The 22,517-nt window shown below is 61.2% G+C and carries 13 protein-coding genes; 12 read left to right on the top strand and 1 reads right to left on the bottom strand.

Annotated features, from left to right (window positions below; genetic code table 11):
* Positions 1–187: 187 nt before the first annotated feature.
* Positions 188–1,066 (bottom strand): LysR family transcriptional regulator, encoded by an 879-nt coding sequence (locus tag BM438_RS42360; RefSeq protein WP_093647147.1) that lies wholly within the window; start codon positions 1,064–1,066, stop codon positions 188–190.
* Positions 1,067–1,175: 109 nt separating this feature from the next.
* On the opposite strand from BM438_RS42360, the gene BM438_RS42365 reads away from it, so the two are divergent.
* The 12 genes from BM438_RS42365 (at position 1,176) to BM438_RS42420 (ending at position 22,426) form a co-directional block, all read left to right on the top strand.
* Positions 1,176–2,942 (top strand): acyl-CoA dehydrogenase family protein, encoded by a 1,767-nt coding sequence (locus BM438_RS42365; protein ID WP_093647149.1) that lies wholly within the window; start codon positions 1,176–1,178, stop codon positions 2,940–2,942.
* Positions 2,939–4,150, top strand: coding sequence for a CaiB/BaiF CoA transferase family protein (locus tag BM438_RS42370; RefSeq protein WP_093647151.1), 1,212 nt, complete (start codon positions 2,939–2,941; stop codon positions 4,148–4,150). Before BM438_RS42365 ends, BM438_RS42370 begins: the two co-directional genes overlap by 4 nt.
* Before the next feature lie 76 nt (positions 4,151–4,226).
* Positions 4,227–5,540, top strand: coding sequence for an MFS transporter (locus BM438_RS42375; protein WP_093647154.1), 1,314 nt, complete (start codon positions 4,227–4,229; stop codon positions 5,538–5,540).
* Between the two features lie 222 nt (positions 5,541–5,762).
* A complete protein-coding gene (cuyB, locus tag BM438_RS42380) occupies positions 5,763–7,274 on the top strand; it encodes a cysteate racemase (RefSeq protein ID WP_093647156.1) in 1,512 nt (503 codons plus the stop codon).
* 351 nt (positions 7,275–7,625) lie between these two features.
* Positions 7,626–13,511: an excinuclease ABC subunit UvrA gene (uvrA, locus tag BM438_RS42385; protein WP_093647158.1), complete on the top strand. Its 5,886-nt coding sequence runs from the start codon at positions 7,626–7,628 to the stop codon at positions 13,509–13,511.
* Positions 13,512–14,533: 1,022 nt separating this feature from the next.
* Complete coding sequence (locus BM438_RS42390) at positions 14,534–15,196, top strand: energy transducer TonB (RefSeq protein ID WP_093647192.1); 663 nt, start codon at positions 14,534–14,536, stop codon at positions 15,194–15,196.
* A 76-nt stretch (positions 15,197–15,272) separates the two neighbouring features.
* Positions 15,273–16,184 carry a MotA/TolQ/ExbB proton channel family protein gene (locus tag BM438_RS42395; protein ID WP_093647161.1) on the top strand — a complete coding sequence of 304 codons (912 nt, stop codon included), beginning with the start codon at positions 15,273–15,275 and terminating at the stop codon, positions 16,182–16,184.
* A gap of 12 nt (positions 16,185–16,196) precedes the next feature.
* Entirely contained in the window at positions 16,197–16,619 is a 423-nt protein-coding gene (locus BM438_RS42400) for an ExbD/TolR family protein (protein WP_093647163.1), read from the top strand.
* A 157-nt stretch (positions 16,620–16,776) separates the two neighbouring features.
* Positions 16,777–17,208, top strand: a complete 432-nt coding sequence (locus tag BM438_RS42405; RefSeq protein ID WP_093647165.1) for an ExbD/TolR family protein — start codon at positions 16,777–16,779, stop codon at positions 17,206–17,208.
* 9 nt (positions 17,209–17,217) lie between these two features.
* On the top strand, positions 17,218–18,423 hold the full coding sequence (locus BM438_RS42410; protein WP_093647167.1) for a tetratricopeptide repeat protein: 1,206 nt from the start codon (positions 17,218–17,220) through the stop codon (positions 18,421–18,423).
* Positions 18,424–18,726: 303 nt separating this feature from the next.
* On the top strand, positions 18,727–19,302 hold the full coding sequence (locus BM438_RS42415) for a helix-turn-helix domain-containing protein (RefSeq protein WP_054043150.1): 576 nt from the start codon (positions 18,727–18,729) through the stop codon (positions 19,300–19,302).
* 382 nt (positions 19,303–19,684) lie between these two features.
* A complete protein-coding gene (locus BM438_RS42420; protein ID WP_093647169.1) occupies positions 19,685–22,426 on the top strand; it encodes a TonB-dependent receptor in 2,742 nt (913 codons plus the stop codon).
* Positions 22,427–22,517 lie beyond the last annotated feature (91 nt).

Below are 22,517 nucleotides of genomic sequence, written 5' to 3' on the forward strand. Positions count from 1 at the left end.
GCTTCACTTTTTTAAATATTCCCCTTTCCGGGTGTCCAGGTTTACTTGACCACTACAGTGCCGCCCCGCACAGGGGCAACGCTAATAGACCACTAGCAATTCAAGGAAAGGCACCAAAGCCAGAACAAGGAAAGGCCAAAGCCCTAAGAACACTGACAAAAGCGCCGCGAAGGCAACAAAAAAAACCTCACTTCCCATCTTTAAGATACTCAACAAACCGCTCCGCGACAGGCTCCGAATCGCCCCCTCTCCGCAAAAGCAAAACCTGCGACAGCAGCGTCTCCCCCTGCAAGGGCAAAAAGCAAACCCTCGGATCCTGCACCTGCCGTAAGGTAAAAGGCACCAACGCCACCCCCATCCCAAACCCGACCATCGTCACAACGGTCTGCCACAACCGCGCCTCGTGGCGAATCAACGGACTAAACCCAGCCCCCACGCACTGCGCAATAATCAGATCGTGATAATGCGGCGACACCGTGCGCGGAAACAGAATAAACGGCTCCTGCGCCAACGCCCGCAGATCGACCTTGCGCTTTCGCGCCAGCGGATGATCAATCGGTAAGCAACACAAAAACGGCTCCGAAAAAATCGGCGTCGAAAGCACATCCGACGGAAAATTCCCCCAATGCGCGCAGCCCATGTCTATCTGCATCCGCTGGATCGCATGCACCTGTTCGCTGGTGTTCATCTCCTTCAGCACGATTTCGACGCCCGGATAGTCAGCCTCGAAGCGGCTCACCGCCTGCGGCATCCCGCGATACAACATCGAGTTCACAAAGCCGATCCGCAAGCGGCCAGCTAACCCGTGCGCAGATCGGACCGTGATGCGTTCGGCTTCGCCCGCCTGCAGCAGCAAGCGGCGCGCCTCGCCAAGCAGCACCTGCCCCGCGTTCGTCAGCGCGACCGTCTTGTTGGTGCGCGCGAGCAGTTGCACCCCTAACTGTTCCTCGAACTTGCGGATGTCGAAACTGAGCGCCGGCTGCGAAATGAACAGCCGCTTCGCCGCGCGGCCGAAATGCAATTCCTCGGCGACCGCCACGAAATAGCGCAATTGCTTCAGGTCCACGGCAGTCTCCGGTTCTTTGATCGATAAGCTGTATCTATCGTACCGGATATAAGTTGTATTAGACGATTATCGAAGCCGCTTCTATGCTCCTTCCACAAAGGAGACAAGCATGAGCGAAATCACCGCGCAGCCGGCACACGGCTCGTCCAATATTCCCGACAGCCGGGGCGTCAACCTCTTCAGCAGCGACCCCGACTTCGCCCGTCTGCTCAAACTGCATCTCGGTGACGCGCTATATCAGGAACTCGAAAGCCAACTCGTTTCGCTAGGCCAGCGGGCGTCCGACGAACTCGACGTGTGGGCGTTGTCCGCCGACAAGAACCCGCCGCAATTGCGGCATCGCACGCGGCGCGGCGAAGCGCTGCAAAGCATCGACAAGCATCCCGATTACGTCGCGCTCGAACGCGTGGCCTACGCGGAGTTGGGGCTCGCGTCGATGAGCCATGACACCCGCGATGGCGAAAAGGCACCGCCGCCGCTGGTCAAATACTCACTGACCTTCCTGTTCGTGCAGGCGGAATTCGGGCTGTGCTGTCCCGTCAGCATGACCGACTCGCTCACGCGTACGCTGCGCAAATTCGGCGCGCCCGAACTGGTCGCGCGGTTTCTGCCGATGCTGGCTTCACGTGATTTCGACACGTTGTTTCAGGGCGCGATGTTCATGACCGAACAGGCGGCGGGCTCGGACGTTGCCCGTATCGCGACGCGTGCCGCGCTCGAAACCGGCGCGAACGGTGAAGAAGCCTGGCGCCTCTACGGCGACAAATGGTTCTGCTCGAACGCCGACGCCGATCTCGCGATGGTGCTCGCGCACGTGGACAACGCACCTGCCGGTATCAACGGCCTTGGGCTGTTCCTGTTGCCGAAGACTTTGCCGGACGGCTCGCGCAACAGCTATCGGATCGTGCGTCTGAAGGACAAGCTCGGCAGCCGCTCGATGGCGAGCGGCGAGATCGTGCTGGAAGGCGCCGTGGCGTATCTGATCGGCGAAGTGGGGCGCGGCTTTCACCAGATGGCCGACATGATCAACATGTCGCGTCTGTCGAACGGCGTGCGTGCGGCGGGCTTGATGCGCCGCGCGCTGACCGAGGCGCTGCACATCGCACGCAATCGCGAAGCGTTCGGCCGCAAGCTGATCGATATGCCGCTAATGCAGCGGCAGTTGCTCAAGATGATGCTGCCCGCGGAACAGGCTCGTTCGATGTTCATGCAAATCGCTTTGTTGCTGGAAAAGGCCGACGCCGGCGATCGGCAGGCGGCGAAATGCGTGCGCATCCTTACGCCGTTGATCAAATTTCGCGCGTGCCGCGATGCTCGCCGTGTGACCGGCGACGCGATGGAAGTGCGCGGTGGCACCGGCTATATCGAAGAGTGGAGCGACGCGCGTCTCGTGCGCGACGCGCATCTCGGTTCGATCTGGGAAGGCACTAGCAACATTGTCGCGCTCGATGTCGCGCGTGCAGCGAAACGGGATGGTGCGCTCGAACCGCTGCGCACATATCTGCAGGATATGCTCGGTGCTGCAGGACTGCCCGCTGCGAGTCTCAAGGTGCTGCGTTCTACTTTGACGCGCGCTTGCGATGCCCTTGCGAGCGTCGCCGAGTGCGGACGCGATGAATCGGTCCGGCAGGCGGGCACGGCCCTGTATCACGCGAGTACGGCTGTGCTCATGGCCTGCGAAGGTGTGCGTCTCGCGCCGGATTTCAGGCGTCTCGCGCTGAGTCATCTGGTGTTGCGGCACAAGCTGCTGCCGTTCGATCCGCTCGACGTGCAGACGCCTTCCGATGAAAACGACGTCATCAACGCACTGGTCAATGCCCGTAGCGTGACGCTCGACCAGACATTGCAACTGCTGCCGGCAGGGAGCGAACAATGACCGAACATGTGAACAACGGTACGCAAGCAACGCCGGGCGCATTGCAAGGCATCAAAGTCATCGACCTCAGCCGCGTGCTCGGCGGCCCGTACTGCACGCAAGCGCTGGCCGATCACGGTGCTCAGGTCATCAAACTGGAGCCCCCTGGCGGAGATGAAACGCGCGGCTGGGGGCCGCCGTTTTACGGTGACACTGCGTGGTATTTCGCGGGCGTGAACCGTAACAAGCAGGGCATCGCGGTCGATCTGTCGTGCAACGAGGGCCGCGACATTTTGTGGAAACTCCTCGAAGACGCCGACGTGCTGGTCGAAAACTTCAAGCCCGGCACGCTCGCGCGCTGGGGCATGGATTACGAGCGCGATTTGCGCGAGCGCTTCCCGAAGCTGATTCATTGCGCGGTATCGGGCTTCGGTCCCGACGGCCCGCTAGGCGGCTTGCCCGGCTACGACGCCGCGATTCAGGCGATGACCGGCCTGATGAGTGTGAACGGCGAGCGCGACGGACCAGCGACGCGCGTCGGCTTGCCGGTCGTGGATATGGTGACGGGTTTGAACGCGCTGGCCGGCATTCTGCTGGCGCTCGCCGAGCGCACGAAAAGCGGGCGTGGCCAATCGATCGATATCGCGCTGTACGACTGCGGCGTGTCGCTCCTGCATCCGCATCTGCCGAACTATTTCGGCTCGGGCCGCACGCCCGAGCGCAGCGGCAATGCCCATCCGAACATCACGCCGTACGACAGCTATCGGACCGCGACCGCGCCAATCTTTCTCGCCGTCGGGAATGACCGGCAGTTCGCGCGGCTGTGTGCGCATCTTGGCGCGCCGGAACTTGCGGACGATCCCCGCTACGTGGATAACCGCAACCGCTGCGCGCATCGCGAGCCGCTAAAGGCCGCGCTCGAAGATTTGCTCGCATCGCACGACTGCGAGCCGCTCGCTCAGGCATTGATCAATGCAGGCGTGCCGTGCGGGCCGGTGCAAACCGTCGACGTCGTCGCGCGCCATCCGCACACACTACATCGCGGCATGGTGATCGAGATGGGCGAGTATCGCGGCACGGCGTCGCCGATCAAATTGTCGCGCACGCCGGCCACCTATCGCAGTGCGCCGCCGACGCTCGGCGGCGACACACGCGATGTACTCGACGCACTCGGCATCGATGCTGCAACCCAGCAGCGTTTGCTCGAAGCGGGCGTACTCAAAGCCTGACCGCAAGCAAGCAGTTTTCCGGTGACGGCACGCAGAAGCCGCGCTATCCAGAAGAACGACCTTGGAGACGAAACACATGAATCGCGAGCCAGACGACCTCGCCGCAGGCCGGCAACCCAACCGTGCCGCAGCAGCGGCATTTGTAGGCACCACAATCGAGTGGTACGACTTTTATATCTACGCCACCGCATCCGCGCTGATTTTCGGCAAGCTGTTCTTTCCCGGCAGCGACCCTTTCTTCGCTACGCTGGCTTCGTTTGGCACGTTCGCGGTGGGCTTTTTCGCGCGACCGTTCGGTGGCCTCGTGTTCGGCCACCTGGGCGATCGCATTGGCCGCAAGAAGGCGCTCGTGGCGACGCTCGCGATCATGGGCATCGGCACGGTCGGCATCGGTTTCCTGCCGACGTATGCGAGCGCTGGCGTTTGGGCGCCGGTGTTGCTGGTGCTGCTGCGCGTCGCGCAGGGTATCGCGATCGGTGGCGAGTGGGGCGGCGCGGTACTGATGGCAAGCGAACACGCGCCACAGGGCAGGCGCACTTTCTTCGCCTCGTTTGCGCAGCTCGGTAGCCCGGCGGGATTGATCCTGTCGCTGCTCGCGTTTCGCGCGGTGGCGTCGATGGATAAGGAAGCGTTTCTCAGTTGGGGCTGGCGTCTGCCGTTTCTCGCCAGCGCGGTGTTGCTGGTGGTGGGTTTGCTGATCCGCGCGGGAGTCGATGAATCGCCCGAATTCAAGGCGTTGAAAGCGCAACGGCGCGTGGCGACGTTGCCGGTCGCCGAGGTTGTGCGCGACGCATGGCGCACGGTGTTGTTGTGTCTCGGTGCGAATGTGATCGGCGTGGCCGGTGCCTGGTTCGTCAATACGTTCATGCTGAATTACACGACGCAGACGCTTGGACTCGATCGTTCGCTGATTCTCGATTGCCTGTTTGTGGTGGCTTTCATTCAGTTGTTCACGCAACTGGGTTCCGGATGGTTTGCGCAACGGATAGGTACCGGCAGGTTTTTAAAGGGCGCAGCGGCGTTGGCGATGCTTTCGCCTTATCCGATGTTCGCGCTGGTATCGACCGGGCAGCCGGTGGCGATTGTGTTCGGCATCGCGCTGGCGGTGATGTGCATGTCGAGTTCTTATGCGGTGATGGCCGGTTTTATGTCGACTGCATTCCCGGTGAGAGTCCGGTACTCCGCTATTTCTTTGTCCTATCAGGTGTGCGCCGCATTGGCCGGTGGCTTGACGCCGTTGATCGGGACGTTGCTCGCGCATCGATATCCGGGCGCATGGTGGCCGTTGGCCGTGTTTTATAGCTGCCTCGCAGGGGTTTCGCTGATTTGCATCGGCACCTTGGAGCGCCGTAAGCGCGGCGCGGCGCGAGGTGTTGTCGAAGTCGCCTAGGTTAAGGTGCGTCGCCGTGTGACGCCTGTTTGTCCGTATGCCCCCGAATTAGGGCAACGCCAATCGATCCATTACAAAACGCGGACAGGCGTCACCGCAGGAAAACCTTCAGTAAGGACTCAGCCAGGCATAAACCCGCTATTTCGTGATTAACAACATCCTGAATCCCCGAAAGCATCCTAATATCAAGGCGAACTGAAAAAACGACAGGGGAAAGCCATCATGTATCGTCATCGTTCGCTGGGTGTGGTGACTGGCGCGTCGCCGCTCGCAAGCGTCGACGTATTGAGCAGGATGACCGCGGCCTGGCGCCGGCCCGGCGCGGCCAAGCCGTTCGACTTCGTCCTCGAGCAGCATTCGTGGCAAGGACCGGCAACGCCAGGCGCCGCGAGCGCGCCCTTCAAGATCCACGTGTTCGACACGATTCGCGCCTTCGAGAAGCGCGGTGTCGACGCGATCGTCTTGCCGTGCTTCCTCAGCCATACCTTCATCGACGAGCTCTCGGCCAACGTGGCGCCGCCGATCGCCAACATCATGGCCGCGCTCTTGGCGCACGTGCGACAGGCTTTTCCGTCGGTTCGCCGTATCGGCGTGCTAACTTCCGGCACGATCCGCCACCACGGCCTTTTCGAACGCTATTTCGACAGTGCGCGATTCGACGTGCTGCATCCGCGTGATGAAGCGGGCGTCGATTGCGTAACGAGCGCAGTGTATGGCGACGAGGGCATCAAATGCGGGCATCTGTACGGCCGGCCCGTCGAGTTGCTGCGCGCCGCTTGCGCGGACCTCATTGCGCAAGGTGCGGAGATCATCGTTCCCGGGCTCGCAGAAATTCCGTTGGTGGCACGCGCACTCGGCACGCTGGAAGTGCCGTTCGTCGATACCAATCTCGTCTACGCGCGCTACGTCGCAGCGGCGCACTATGCGCAGCCGGAGCGGCGTTTCAAGGTGGGCGTGTTGGGTGGTGTCGGCCCGGCGGCGACTGTCGATTTCATGGCGAAACTGGTGCGCAACACGCCGGCCGCCTGCGATCAGGACCACATCAAGATTATGGTCGAGCAGAATCCGCAGATTCCGGATCGCACTGAGGCGCTGCTCGGCAACGGCGACGATCCGACACTCGCGCTCTACGCTGCCTGCAAGACGCTCGAAGAGGGCGGCGCCGATCTCATCGCCATTCCGTGCAATACGGCGCATGCGTTCGTGGAAGGGATTCAGCCGGCATTGACCATTCCGATCGTCAATATGCTGACCTGTACCGCCGATTATCTGCGTGAGGCTTTCCCAAGCCTGCGCGAAGTCGGCGTGCTGGCTACGTCGGGCACGCTGGCGAGCCGGGTCTACGAGAGGGCGCTCGAAGCATGCGGCTTCGTGCAGATCGCGCCGGCCGCGGCCGCTCAGGCCCGGCTCATGAACGCGGTTTATGGGCCGAGTGGCGCCAAGGCGGGCTACACGTCGGGTGAGTGCTGTGACGACCTCGCCGCTGCGGTGGATGATCTGGTCGCGCAAGGCGTGCAGGTCATCGTGCTGGGCTGCACCGAGTTGCCGCTGCTGCTGCGCGGTTCGACGCTGACGCGGCCGGACGGGTCGGTGGTGCGGCTTGTCGATCCGACCGAGGTGCTGGCAAAACGCTGCGTGGCTTACGCGCTGGGCGGAAGCGGAGTGGCGCAGGCCGCTTCGGAACCAGCGGCGCCGGTGACAGGCCGGTTTGACGTGGAAAGCGTCTTCGGCTAGGGCCGGCCGGTTTCGGCTAGTTCCGGCTGGCGCGCGCCCCGCGCTGAGCTGCGCCGGAAACCTTGTATTTCCCACCTCCGCCGCCATTTCCTGACGGCTGCATGGTTTCCTCTGAAACGGCACATCGCTTGCTGGTCGGCTGATCGGGGCGCCCTCGGCGTCGCCTTTCCAGACCCGAGGCGCTGCGAGCTTGCAGCCATGCCGTGTCATGGAAAACTGTATAAATATACAGTATAGTATCCCCCTATAACCCGGCCTTTGGCGTGTCGTTCCGCCAGCCGGGTATCCCGAACTTGCGCGGTCGCGAGGCGTCCGTGAGAGGTGGTCCACTCATTCAGACGGTCGGAAAAATTGGCATCTAACGGAATTATCCGCATTCGCGGCGCGCGCCAGCACAACCTGAAAAACGTCGATCTCGACGTGCGAACCGGCGAAATGACGGTCGTCACCGGGCCGTCCGGTTCCGGCAAATCGAGCCTAGTGTTCGACACGTTGTACGCGGAAGGGCAGCGGCGCTACGTCGAAACCTTCAGCGCCTACGCCCGGCAGTTTCTCGACCGTATGGACCGGCCGCAAGTCGACCGGGTCGACGGCGTACCGCCCGCCATCGCGATCGATCAGACCAACCCGGTGCGCAGTTCGCGCTCCACCGTCGGCACCATGACGGAACTCAACGATCACCTGAAACTGCTCTACGCGCGTGCGGCCGAACTGTTCGATCGCAAGACCGCGCAGCAGGTACGCCACGACACGCCCGAAACGATCTACGCCGAGCTGCTCGAGCGCACTGTGGCGAACGATTCGCGGCTGGTCGTCACGTTTCCGGTCGAGTTGCCGGAAACGGCGTCCGAGCAGGAAGTGGAGCAATGGCTCTCCGCGAGCGGCTACACGCGTGTGCAAGCGCAGCGCGAAGTCGACTCGCCCACCGGCAAGCGCAAGCTGCTCGACGTGGTGGCTGACCGCTTCCGTTTGAGCTCGGTCGACAAGCAACGGGTGGTCGAAGCGATCGAGGCATCGCTCAAGCGCGGCGGTGGCCGCGTCAATATTTACGTGCTGCCTGCAGCGCCAGAGGCGCCGGAAGCCAAAGAGGCCGAGCCGCAAATCTGGCGCTTCTCCACTGGCCTGCACAGCCCGGAGAGCGACCTGCGCTATGCGGATCCGCAACCGGCACTGTTCTCGTTCAACTCGGCGTACGGTGCGTGCGAAGTCTGCCGCGGTTTCGGCCGCGTGATCGGCGTCGACCTCGGTCTGGTGATTCCCGACGCGCGCAAGACGCTGCGCGACGGCGCGATCAAGCCGATGCAAACGCCGGCCTGGAAAGAATGCCAGGACGACCTGATGCGCTACGCGGCGAAAGCCGATATCCGTCGCGGCACGCCGTGGGGCGAGCTGACGGACGCCGAACGCGACTGGGTCATCAACGGCTCGCCGGACTGGAATGGCAAGTGGCAGAGCCATTGGTACGGCGTCAAACGCTTCTTCGAATATCTCGAATCGAAGGCGTACAAGATGCACATCCGCGTGTTGCTGTCGAAGTACCGCAGCTATACGCCGTGCGAGACCTGTGGCGGCGCGCGTCTGAAAACGGAATCGCTGTTGTGGCGCCTCGGCAGCAAGCAGAATGCAGACGAGGTGCTGGCGCCCGAAAAGCGCTTCATGCCGCGTGGGGTCGATTGGAAGCGTGCCCAACTCGGAGCCTTGCCGGGTCTGACCGTGCACGATCTGATGCTGATGCCGATCGAGCGCATCAGGCGTTTCTTCGACGAGATCAGCCTGCCTAGCGCTTTGCTCGACGACGCACTCAAGCTGTTGCTCGCGGAAGTGCGCACGCGCCTCAAATACCTGTGCGACGTCGGCCTCGGCTATCTGACGCTCGACCGGCAAAGCCGCACGCTGTCGGGCGGCGAGGTGCAGCGGATCAACCTGACCACGGCGCTCGGCACATCGTTGACCAAAACCTTGTTCGTGCTCGACGAGCCGAGCATCGGCCTGCATCCGCGCGATCTGAACCGGATCGTCGAGGCGATGCATCGGCTGCGCGACGCGGGCAATACGCTGGTGGTGGTCGAACACGATCCCTCGGTGATGCTCGCGGCGGATCGTCTGATCGACATGGGTCCGGGGCCAGGCGAACGCGGCGGCTCGATCATATACGACGGTGCGCCTGACGCGATTCGCTCATCCGGCACGCTGACAGGTGAGTACCTCGGCGGACGCCGGCATGTAGCGGACGCGGCGCACTGGTCGCAACGTCCGGTCGATGACAGCACGCCGCGCATCGTGCTCGAAGGCGCAACCGAACACAATCTGCGCGACGTCACGGTCGAGATTCCGCTGCAGCGGCTTGTCTGCGTGACAGGTGTGTCGGGCTCCGGCAAGTCCACCTTGCTGCAGGATGTTTTGTATCCCGCGATGGCACGTCACTTCGGTCTCGCCACCGAATCGCCGGGCTCATTCAGGAGCCTTAGCGGCGCCGACCAGGTCACGGACGTCGTATTTGTCGACCAGTCGCCGATCGGCAAGACCGCGCGCTCGAATCCGGCCAGTTACGTGGGTGCTTTCGACGAAATCCGCAAGCTCTTCGCCAAGGCGCCGCTCGCGCAGCAACGCGGTTATGGCCCCGGCATGTTCAGCTTTAACTCCGGCGACGGGCGCTGCCCGACCTGCGGCGGCTCGGGCTTCGAGCACATCGAAATGCAGTTCCTGAGCGACGTTTACCTGCGCTGCCCGGATTGCGACGGGCGCCGCTATCGCGCGGAGCTGCTCGAAGTCAAAATCGAGCGCGGTGAGCCGGCGCGTGCGTTGAGCATTGCCGACGTTCTGGAGCTGACGGTGAGCGAAGCCACCGCCTACTTCGCCAAGGATGCCGAAGTATTGCGTGTGCTGCAGCCAATCGTCGACGTGGGTCTCGAATACGTCAAGCTTGGCCAGCCGGTGCCCACGCTATCCGGTGGTGAAGCGCAGCGGCTCAAGCTCGCCGGCTTCCTCGCGGAATCGGCGCAGGCGCGCACCGCGCGCAGCGCGAAGCAGCCGGTCGCTAAACGCCTGTTCATGTTCGACGAGCCGACCACCGGCCTGCATTTCGACGACATCGCCAAACTGATGCAGGCGTTCGGCAAGCTGTTGACGAGCGGCCATTCGCTGATCGTGATCGAACACAATCTCGACGTGATCCGTGCGGCCGACTGGTTGATCGATCTCGGTCCCGAAGGCGGCGACGGCGGCGGCAGGGTGCTGTGCGCGGGCACGCCGGAGGACGTCAAGCTTTGTCCGGAATCGCATACCGGTGAGGCATTGCTGCAATACGACCGTGCCATGGATGCGGCGGCCGAACCGGAATCGCAGGGTGTGCCGCTGCAAAAAGCGTTGAGCGCGGCGCGTGCGCGGCGGGCGATTGAAGGCGAGGACGTGGTGCGCATCGTCAATGCGCGCGAGCACAATCTGAAATCGCTGGATGTGGATATTCCGCACGGCAAATTCAACGTGATTACCGGCGTCTCCGGGTCGGGCAAGTCCACGCTTGCCTTCGACATTCTGTTCCACGAAGGGCAGCGCCGGTACCTCGAATCGCTCAACGCGTACGCACGGTCCATCGTGCAGCCTGCCGGCCGGCCCGAGGTCGACGCGGTGTATGGCATTCCGCCTACCGTCGCGATCGAGCAGCGTTTGTCGCGTGGCGGCCGTAAGAGTACGGTGGCGACTACGTCCGAAGTGTGGCACTTCCTGCGCCTGCTGTACGTGAAGCTCGGTCTGCAGCATTGCATCCACGACGGCACGCCGGTCACGTCGCAAAGCGTCGAATCGATTGCGGCGCAATTGCTGCGCGATCATAAAGGGCAGCACGTCGGTTTCCTCGCACCGCTGGTCGTGAACCGCAAGGGCGTCTATACCGATCTCGCGAAGTGGGCGAAAGCGCGCGGCAATACGCATCTGCGTGTGGACGGTGAGTTCGTGCCGGTGGACCCGTGGCCGAAGCTGGATCGTTTCCGCGAGCACACCATCGAGTTGCCGGTAACCGACCTCGTCGTGTCGCCGGATAAGGAAGTGGAACTGCGCCAGGCGCTCGATCAGACGCTGGAAATCGGCAAGGGCGTCATGCATCTGCTGGCGCCGCTCGACGGTTTGCACGACGCGATCAGCGGCGGCCGTCCCACGGCGAAACTTGGCACGGTGAAGGTACTGTCCACCAAGCGCGCCTGTCCGGTATGCGGCACGAGCTATCCCGAGCTTGATCCGCGCATGTTCTCGTACAACAGTAAGCATGGTTGGTGCACGACATGCGTCGGCACGGGCCTCGCGCTGACGCGTGAACAACGCGCGGCGTACGACGACACGGTGATCGTCGACGACAACCGCGGCCGCGAGCAGAGCTTGCCTTCTGAGGAGCAGGAACCGGAAGGTCTCGTCGACGAGCCGTGTGCGGATTGCGCCGGCAAGCGTCTGAACCCAACTGCGCGCGCAGTCACGTTCGGCGAGCAGGCTATCGTCGACGTCGCGCAATGGACGGTGTCCGATACGCGCGCGTGGATCGACACGCTGGAGATGAGCGGTCGGGACGCGGAAATCGCGCGCGACGTAGTCAGCGAAATCGGCAGCCGCCTGCAGTTTCTGGAAGAAGTCGGGCTCGGTTATCTGAGTCTCGATCGCGCGGCGCCGAGCCTGTCTGGCGGCGAAGCGCAGCGCATCCGGCTCGCCGCGCAACTGGGCAGCAACCTGCAAGGCGTGTGCTATGTGCTCGACGAACCGACCATCGGCCTGCATCCGCGCGACAACCAGATTCTGCTTAACGCCTTGCGCAAGCTGGGCGAAAAGGGCAATACGCTGGTGGTGGTCGAGCATGACGAGGACACGATTCGGCGTGCCGATCACATCATCGATATTGGGCCGGGTGCGGGCAAGCGCGGCGGCACGCTGGTCGCACAGGGCAGCGTGGCCGATCTGTCGGCGCAACCCGATTCGCTGACCGGACAGTTCCTCGCCAATCCGATCGTGCATCCGCTGCAGCCGCGCCGCGAGGTGGTCGCGCCGACCAAGCGCATCGCCGCGGTGCCGGAGAACTGGCTGACGGTGCACGGCGGCAAGCTGCACAACCTGCAGAACGTCACCGTCGGCATTCCGCTTTCACGGTTGGTAGCGGTGACGGGCGTGAGCGGTTCGGGCAAATCGACGCTCGCGCGCGACGTGCTGATGGCCAATCTGCTGGATGCGGTGGGGCGCTCGGTGCTGTCGTCGCCGGCCACGCGGCGTGCGCGTGCGGCGGCTGAGACCCAGCCGGCGGCGAACCGGCGCTCGAGCGTGTTGGCGCGCACGGCGCCGCGTGCGCCGCTGAACGTCACGCATGCCTGGCAAGGATGCGATGCAATCACCGGCTGGGAAACCATCGACCGTGTACTCGAAGTCGATCAGACGCCGATCGGCAAAACGCCGCGCTCGTGTCCGGCAACCTACATCGGCGTGTGGGATGCAATCCGCAAGCTGTTCGCCGGCACGCTCGAAGCGCGTGCGCGTGGCTATACGGCATCGCGTTTCTCGTTCAACACCGGCGAAGGACGTTGCCCCGCTTGCGAAGGGCAGGGCGTGCGCACCATCGGCATGAGCTTCCTGCCCGACGTGAAGGTGCCGTGCGACGTTTGCCATGGGCAGCGCTTCAACCCCGAGACGCTGGCAGTCACGTGGCGCGGCAAGAATATCGGCGACGTACTGACCATGGAAATCGACGAAGCCGTCGAGTTCTTCGCGCCGATTTCGAATATCGCGCATCCATTGCAATTGATGAAGGATGTCGGGCTCGGGTATCTGACGCTTGGCCAGCCGTCGCCTACCTTGTCGGGCGGCGAAGCGCAGCGTATCAAGCTCGTCACCGAGCTAAGCAAGGTGCGTGACGACATCACGCGTCGTGGTCAGAAGCCACCGCACACGCTGTACGTGCTGGACGAACCGACTGTCGGCTTGCATATGGCCGACGTCGCGAAACTGATTCGCGTACTGCATCGTCTCGCGGATGGTGGTCATAGCGTCGTTGTCATTGAACACGATCTCGACGTGATTGCCGAGGCGGATTGGATCATCGATCTTGGTCCGGAAGGTGGTGTGGGTGGCGGCACGATTGTCGCTGCTACGGATCCCGAAGGATTGTCCCGTGTTGCCGCAAGTCACACCGGTGCGGCCTTGCGTCCCGTGCTCGCGCGTACGCGGAACGATACCGCAGTCGTCGTGAGCGAGGGAACCAACGGTTAAGGCAGCGGAGCGGCGCAATCGGCTTAGCGCCGCTCCGGTTTGTTCGTCAGGTCTGGAGAGCCGCACATACATGGCGGCTCAGGCGTAAACCAACTCGCCACTGGCGGCCCATGAACGCGTATTGTCGATACGCCCGGTATGCCCGAGTCGGGCATTATCGTTATCGTCGGCAATATGTAATTTTTGGAATGATTTTGTAATTGTATAAATGGCGTAATTGAAATGTGTATTTAGAGTGTCGTAAATACCGCTAAAAAAAATTTGGAAACGGTGTTTTTCTTCTGCTATCTTCCCGGCCTTAACGCAGGCCTCTGGTCGGCGCTTGAAACGTACGTTGGATGACCTGTTCGGGATTCGTCGAGGTTGCCGCGCAATCCTCGCGCAACGCCCACCCAGCAGGCCTTTGCCCTACGTATCACCAGCGGCCCGTCAGCAGTTCATGGCGTGTCACGGAAGCCTGTAATAGCGGCTTCATCCCAATTAGCGAGCCGCGCATGACTCGCTTGCATCTGTCCGACGCACGCTTATTCTTTTAAAGCGACGCGAATACGGCATTAGTTAGAGTGTTCTCTCTAAACTTAGTATGCTCCCATCAAAAAAAGTTTGACCCCGCATTTTTTGTCCTGCTATTGTTGCCTCCCATGAAATGCAGGTGACAAACGCGCAAAAAGTTCAGGAGCTGCAGCGCGCTTCGATCAAATTGTCTTCAGCATATTCATGCCAGACGGAAATGAGCGAGTCGAAATTAATCTATTAGTACTTCTACTTAGATGATCGTTCGATTGCTCTGAAATACCGTCGCGGCGTCTCACAGCCATGCCCGTGCCATTGCAGCAGGGTTGGGCCTCACAGCATAAATTTTGGACTACAAATCAAAGACCTGGGCAATAGATGCGATTGTCTGAAGTGAACGTTGTTTGCCGTATGTAAGCGCACTGCAGTTACAGAAATGGACGGTTCACGCCGGAGGAGTAAAGGTGGGTACGAAAGTCGAAGGGCAATTTCCGGCAGCAACGGCCCGTATGGAGAGGCCAGGACGCCCGCGTGAGTTTGGGCGCAAGCAGCAAAACCCAGTACGCCGCTTCGGCGGTATCGCGGTTGTTCTGCTCCTGCACATCGTGCTGATTTATGCACTCATCAATGGCCTTGCCACCAAGGTCGTGCAGGTCATCCAGCATCCAATCGAAACCAAGATCATCGAGCCGGTGAAACCGCCTCCGCCACCGCCTTTGCCTACCGTGCAATTGCCGCCGCCGAAATTCGCACCGCCGCCGCCGCCGTTCGTGCCGCCGCCGGAAGTGCAGGTGCAAGCACCGCCCCAGCCGACCATCACGCACCAGGCCGCACCGGTCGTATCGGCACCCGCTGTCGCGCCTGCACCGCCGGCGCCGCCTGCGCCGAGCAAGCCCGTGAGCGCTGAAGTAGGGGTTGTGTGTCCGAACTCGGATCAGGTTCGTTCGTCGATTCGCTACCCGAAGGAAGCGCAGGAGAACAACGTGACGGGTGATGTGTTGATTGAATTTGTAGTCGACCCGCAGGGCCATATTACGAATGAGCGTGTTGCCAAGTCGGCGGACGATTCCTCACTGGATCGCGCAGCCTTCAACGCGGTCAAGCAGTTCACGTGCGTTTCCCAAGGCCAACCTGTCCGTGTGCAAGTTCCGTTCTCGTTTAACCTGAACTGAAACCCACGGCTGTTCGGTACCGGTAGCGATTTATCAGTCTTGGTTTAGAAGTTGTACTAATGAACTTGGAGCAGGCATGAAGAAGCGTACTCTCGCCGCATTGGCGGCAACCATGTTGTTCGCCGTAACCACGGTGGATACCTTTGTGGCGCCGCAAATGGCCCACGCGCAAGCGAGCGATGCGAGCGCGTCGGCTGCCGCCACTGCCACCACCACCGCCGCACCGCAAACAGCCGCCCCGGCAGCTGACGAAGCAACGCCGCCGCCGGCGCCGGCCACGTCTGAAACCGTCAATAACCCGTACGGTCTCGGCGCGCTCTGGAAGAACGGTGACTTCGTTGCACGCTTCGTGCTGATTCTGCTGGTGCTCATGTCGATGGGTAGCTGGTACATCATGATCACCAAGTTCTTCGAGCAGTTCCGTGCGAACCGTCGTGCGAAGAGCGCTGACGAACAGCTGTGGACCGCGCCGTCGCTCGTCGAAGGCACGAAGCTGCTCGACGAAGCATCGCCGTTCCGCTTCATCGCCGAAACGGCCATCGAGGCAGGCGAGCATCACGACGAAGCACTGCTCGAGGCTGTCGACCGCAACACATGGATCGATACGTCGGTCGAGCGTGCGATCACCAACGTGTCGAACCGTCTGCAAGACGGCCTGGCTTTCCTCGGTACGGTTGGCTCGACGGCGCCGTTCGTCGGTCTGTTCGGTACGGTGTGGGGGATTTATCACGCGCTGACGGCAATCGGTATCGCCGGCCAGGCTTCGATCGACAAGGTCGCAGGCCCGGTGGGTGAAGCGCTGATCATGACCGCGATCGGCCTCGCCGTCGCCGTGCCGGCTGTGCTCGGTTACAACTTCCTGGTTCGCCGCAACAAGTCGGTGATGGAGCGTGTTCGTGCGTTCGGCGCACAACTGCACACTGTCCTGCTCGCCGGCAGCCGGCGCTCGGCACGCGCTTCGGCTCGTGAAGCATCGCTGGTCCAATAAGCGGAGTCTGTCATGGCTATGAGCGTTGGGCAGGATGATAACGACGAGGTCATCTCCAGTATCAACACCACGCCGCTTGTCGATGTGATGCTGGTTCTGCTGATCATCTTTCTGATCACGATTCCGGTGGTGACGCATACGGTGCCGGTGCAACTGCCGAAGGAGACGATCCAGCCGCTGCAGACCACGCCCAAAAGTATCGTCATTGCGGTCAACCGCGACGGCGATTTCTTCTGGAACGAGAAGCAGGTGGATGGGCCTACGCTGCTGACACGCCTGAAAACCGTGTCGGTCATGACGCCGCAACCGGAAGTGCACGTTCGCGGCGACCAGAGCGCGCGTTATGAGTTTATCGGCCGGGTCATTACCGCGTGCGAGCGCGCCGGTATCGCCAAGGTTTCGTTTATTACTGAGCCGCCCGCGCGCGGGGGCTAGCTTTGCATGGGACCAGAGTGAGCGCTAAAAGCGCTAACTCTGGTCGACAGCTTTGCATGGGATCGGACTAGGTGCTAAAGCACCAAGTCCGATCGACAGCGTTGCATGGGACCAGAGTAAGCGCTAAAGCGCTAACTCTGGTCGACAGGAGGTGATCATGGGAATGAACGTATCTTCGGGCGGTGGTAGTTCCGAACCGGATGTGATGGTCGATATCAACACCACGCCGCTGATCGACGTGATGCTGGTGTTGCTGATCATGTTGATCATCACGATTCCGATTCAGACGCATGCCATCAAGATGAATTTGCCGATCGGCAATCCGCCGCCGCCGATCACGCAGCCGGAAGTGGTGCAGATCGATATCGACTTCGACGGCACCACGACCTGGAACGGTCAACCGGTGCCGAACCGCGCAGCGCTCGAGTCCAGGCTCGCGCAGGTGGCGGCCGAACCGGTTCAGGCGGAAATTCATCTGCGGCCTAACAAATTGGTGCCGTACAAGGATGTCGCCGCGGTGATGGCGTCCGCGCAACGACTGGGCGCGACGAAAATCGGCCTGATCGGCAACGAGCAGTACATGCAATAGGGAAGTGGAATGCTAACGATCCATCAACGGTTCAAGCGCGCCGTCATTGCGGCCGCTATCGGAGGGCTGTCGGCGCTCGTCGTGCTGCCGGTCACGTCTCACGCGGCCGACACTTTGCGGCCGGATGTGGCGAAGCCGCTGAACGCCGCGCAGGATCTGTATCGCGCGCACAAGTACAAGGACGCGTTGACGAAGATCGATCAGGCCGACGCCGTGCCGGGCAAAACGCCCTATGAAAGCTACATGATTCAGGAGATGCGCGGCGCAGCTGCAGCGGCAGCCGGTGAATCCGGTGTGGCCGCGCAGGCCTACGAAACCTTGCTGGGTTCAGGGCGCCTGACCGGTGCTGACGAGCAGCGCACCACCGCAGCGCTCGCAGGCATCTACTTCCAGCAGAAAAACTACGCACAATCTGCGAAGGTCGCGCAACGCTATCTGAAGTCGGGCGGCAGCGATCCCGACATGCGCACGTTGCTTGTTCAGTCTTACTACCTGTCAAACGATTGCGCCAGTGTTGTGAGCCTGCTCAAACCGGGCATCGATGCGCAAGTGCGCGCCGGTCATGCGCCCGACGAGTCGCAACTGCAATTGCTCGGCACCTGCGCGCAACGCGTGAAAGATGATGCGACGTACCGCAGCACGCTCGAAAAGCTGGTTGCCTATCATCCGAAGCAGTCTTACTGGGATGATCTGTTCAACGCGATTCGCAGCAAGCCCGGCTACTCGTCCGCGCTGGATATCGACACCTTCCGTCTGCGCCGTGCGACCGGTTCGCTCAGTACGGCCGACGACTACATGGAAATGACGCAACTCGCGATCGTGGCCGGCACTACGGCCGAAGGCAAGCAGGTTATCGATCAAGGCTTTGCGTCAGGCGTTCTGGGCCACGATGCGCAGGCCGATCGCGAGAAGCGGCTGCAGGCACTCGCCGCGAAGCGTGCGCAAGCGCCGGCCGATCCCGCAAACCCCGTCGCGCCGGTCGACGTCGCCTTCAACGAGGTCTTCGCCGGGCAGGCCAAGCAAGGTCTCACGGCAATGGACGCTGCGATCGCGAAGGGCGGAATCGATCATCCGGACCAGGCACAACTGCATCTCGGCGAGGCGTACTACATGGCGGGCGATAAAGCGCGTGCAGTGCAAACCTTCCGCGCAGTGAAGGGTACCGATGGTTCAGCCGACCTCGCCCGTTTGTGGGTGCTGGTGGCGTCGAAGTAGCGGCATCCTGGCCCCGATATGTTTTTTCCTGCGAAGTGCCTCCGAGGTATCCGTGCATCGAGCCGGGAGGCACATTCTCGCCATATGGGACACATGCCGTCGCGAATAGACGGGGGTGGTTGTGTGCGCAACCATCGCCCGGTTTGCGGCGAGTATGAAAGTGTCCCGGCGATCGCCTTGATGGAGTCACTTACGGCGGCAACTAACCAGACATATCGCGCATGTCTTAGGGAGGATGTTGCAATCAACGAAACATAGTTTCGTTTCATCAAACTAATTTTGACTACGGGATTCTGTCTTGCTATGGTTTTGCCACTCGATAACAAGGCACAGGTCGCAGTTTCTATAGGAAGCAAAATCCGCGCGCTTCGGCAACGGCTCAAGCGCACGCTGGATGAAGTGGCAACCACGGCGGGAATTTCCAAGCCCTTTTTGTCGCAGGTGGAACGAGGTCACGCAACACCGTCGATTACATCGCTAGTTGGTATTGCTCGGGCTTTAGGTGTAACGGTGCAGTACTTCGTCGATACACCAACTGAAGACAGGTCGGTGCAAAGAGGCAAAGAGCTGAAGTACTTCGGCTTCGACGGAACCGCGAATCTTTTTGGACGGCTGACGAATCTGTCGGTTGGCAGCAAGCTGGAAGTGATTCTCGTCAGGATGCCGGTTGGGCAGAACCCGTCGGAAGTCACGACGCATGCAGGGGAAGAGTTCTTGTATGTGATGAGCGGTCAGATATCGCTCACGTTAGAAGGTACAACGTTCGTATTGCAGGCCGGTGACACCGCGCACTACGAGTCCACTGTGCCGCACGCCTGGTGCAATACTGCTCGCGAAGAAGCGGTGGTCGTCTGGGTGGGCACGCCAAGATTGTTCTAGATGTCTTTGCTTCATGCTTTCGTCGAAAGCGGTCAAGCTGTATTTGTAAGCATTACTTAAGGTTGAATCGGGAATAAGTCCGATTGGGAGCGTGTTGCCCCAATAGCCAGAGCCCGAAGTAGTAGAAGTGAAAACAATTAGAAAGCGCTGCGCATTTCGTTTGTAATAAATAAGTAGTCCGATATTGAAGTATCTGAAGTGTCCCGTCTTCCTGTCTGTATTTGCAAACTGGTGAGCTGTTGACCGGTTTGCCGGGCAATGGAAGGACGGGGCAGCTTTGACGGAGCGCGGCGCAAGATCGCCGTATATCGAGTGGGGAGGTTCACAAGACCTCTCTTCACACACACAGCTGTGGCCTTAATTGACGAGCGGGAAGGGGAAAATGAAACAAAGGGCATTGGCGTTGGCCATCAAAAGAATAATCTGGGCTGAACTGGCATTGTCGGCCGTAATCGCCGTACCGGCGTTTGCACAAAGCCAGCCGGCCACCACCGGAACCGCGGCAGGCGCGACGACGGAGAGCACGCCGGCAGCGGCTGCAACTCCGGCATCGGGCACCGCCGCGACACCGTCCGCGGACAACACGACCGCGACGCCGGCTGGCAAAGGCGTTCAGCAACTGAAGAAATTCGAAGTGACCGGGTCGCTGATTCGCAGCTCGGACAAGGTCGGCTTTAATCAGGTTCAGACGGTTACGCAGAAAGACATTCAGAATAGCGGTGCAACGACCGTCTCTGATTTTCTGCGCGACACTTCGGCTAACTCGGCGAATAGCTGGAGCGAAGGCCAGTCCGGCAACTTCGCCGCAGGCGCCGCGGGCATCGCCCTGCGCGGCCTCAGCGAAAAGTACACGCTGGTGCTGGTGGATGGACAGCGCGTTGCGCCGTTCGCGTTCTTCTCGAACAGCGTCGACTCCTTCTTCGACCTGAACACGCTGCCGTTGAACTCCATCGACCGCATCGAAATCGTGAAGACGGGCGCCGTGTCGCAATACGGCTCGGATGCGATCGCAGGCGTGGTCAACATCATCACGAAGCACGACTTCCAGGGCCTGCAACTCGACGGCAGCTACGGCAGCGCCATCAACGGCGGCGGCGGTGCCGGCACGACCAAGTTCGGCGCGCTCGGCGGCTTCGGCGATCTCAACTCCGATCGCTTCAACGTGACGGCTGCCGCGAGCTACTACAAGTCGAACGGCTTCACGCTCGCAGACCGTGACTCGACGCGCAATCAGGACTTCACCAATCAACCGGGCGGCCTTTCGTTGCTCGCGCCGTCGTACTGGAATATGCCCGACGGCAGTGTGCAGGCGTTGAGCGGCTGTCCGTCCGGCGGTTCGGTGCGCCCCGCTGCCACCAACTCGCTGACTGCCGGCAAGGCGGGCACGGTCTGCGCATTCAATACCGCAGAAGACACGTCCATCGCGCCGATGACCGAGCGTCTCAATGCGAAGCTTCACGCTGACTTCAAGATCAACGATACGACCACGGCATTCGGCGACTTCCTGATCAGCAGAAACACAACCACCACCAACGATGGTCTGTGGGGCAACGTAGTCGGCAACCCGCAGAATCCCACGCTGGTGTTGAACCCGCAGACGAAGCTGCTTACCCCGTTTAGCACTGTTGTGCCGGCGACCAACCCGTACAATCCGTTCGGGGTCGGCACAGCGCTCACGTATGCTTTCCCGAACGCGGTCGCGGAAAAGACGGATGCCACGTACTGGCGCGCATCGACGGGTGTCAAGGGTTCGTTCAACCTGCCGAACGGTGAATGGGATTGGGCGACGTCGGTCAGCCACTCGCAAAGCACGGTCGCGAACACCTACACGAACCAGCTGAACTCCGCCGCACTGGCCAACATTTACCAGAACGGTACGCTGAATTTCGCGAATCCGTCGGCTACGCCCAATGCGTTCAACGGGCTGTACCAGGATGCGGACAACCTGGGTGTCTCGAAGCTCGATACGGTTGACGCGACGTTGTCGACGCCGGAGTTGTTCCACCTGCCGGCGGGCGACGTAGGTCTTGGGTTCGGTGCGCAGTTCACGCACCAGAGCGAAGTGCTCACGCCGGGTGCGGCATTCCTGTCGGGCCAGGTCATCAATCCGAATCTCCAGACGGTGAACGGTCAGCGCAATGTGGCGGCCGTGTATTACCAGGTGGACATTCCGATTGTGCGCAACCTGACATTCAGTCAGTCGGGTCGTTACGACCACTACAGCGATGTGGGTGGTGCGTTCTCGCCGCGCTTTGCGTTGCGCTATCAGCCGGTTCAGGCGTTGACGATGTACACGTCGTATGACCGCGGTTTCCGTGCGCCGACGTTCGTGGAAAACAGCAAATCGCAAACGCTCGGGATCCAGGTTGATCCGAACACGGGTCTGAACTACACCTCGATCACAGAGGGTAATCCGAACCTGGCGCCGGAGCACACGCGCAACTTCAACATCGGCTTCCAGTTGTCACCGACCCGTACGACCGATGTCGGCCTTGACTGGTACAAGATTCGCGTCGACAACGTGATCGGCCAGGGTTCGCCTTCGCAGGTTGTTACCGATCCGACAACGGGTGACGTGCTGTACAAGGTCATTCCGTATCAGAACCTCGGCTACCTCGACACGAACGGCTTCGAAGGCACGTTCCGTCAGGCGCTGCCGACGACGACCGCCGGTACGTTCACCTTGTCGACTGACTGGGCGTATGTGAACAGCTTCAAGATCGGCTTCCTGGGCGGAGCACCGGTGAACGGTGCAGGTAACAACTTCACCCTCACGCAACCGTTCGGCGGCAGCTTCCCGCGCTGGAAGGGCAACACCACCCTGGACTGGACGTACCACAAGTTCGACGCAGCATTGACGTGGCAGTTCACGGGTCCGTACGCGCAGAATCTGAATCCGGCCGCGTCGAGCAGGGTGGGATCGTACAGCCAGTTCAACTTGATGATGACGTACACGGGCTTCAAGCACTGGACGATTTACGGCGGTATCGACAACATCTTCAACCGCACGCCGCCGTACGATCCGATCTTTGCAAATGGCACGTTGGATCAGAACGGGTACGATCAGTCGATCTATACCTACATTGGCCGTTTCGCGCAAATCGGCGCAACGTACAAGTTCTGAGGTCGCTGTAGTTGATCTGATGGAAGCACCGCTCCGGTTCCGTTCGTGCAAGGAACCGGAGCGGTGTGCTTTAAGCGGCGACTCATCGTAA

Origin of the sequence: Paraburkholderia aspalathi (genome assembly GCF_900116445.1) — a bacterium.
GTDB lineage: Bacteria > Pseudomonadota > Gammaproteobacteria > Burkholderiales > Burkholderiaceae > Paraburkholderia > Paraburkholderia aspalathi.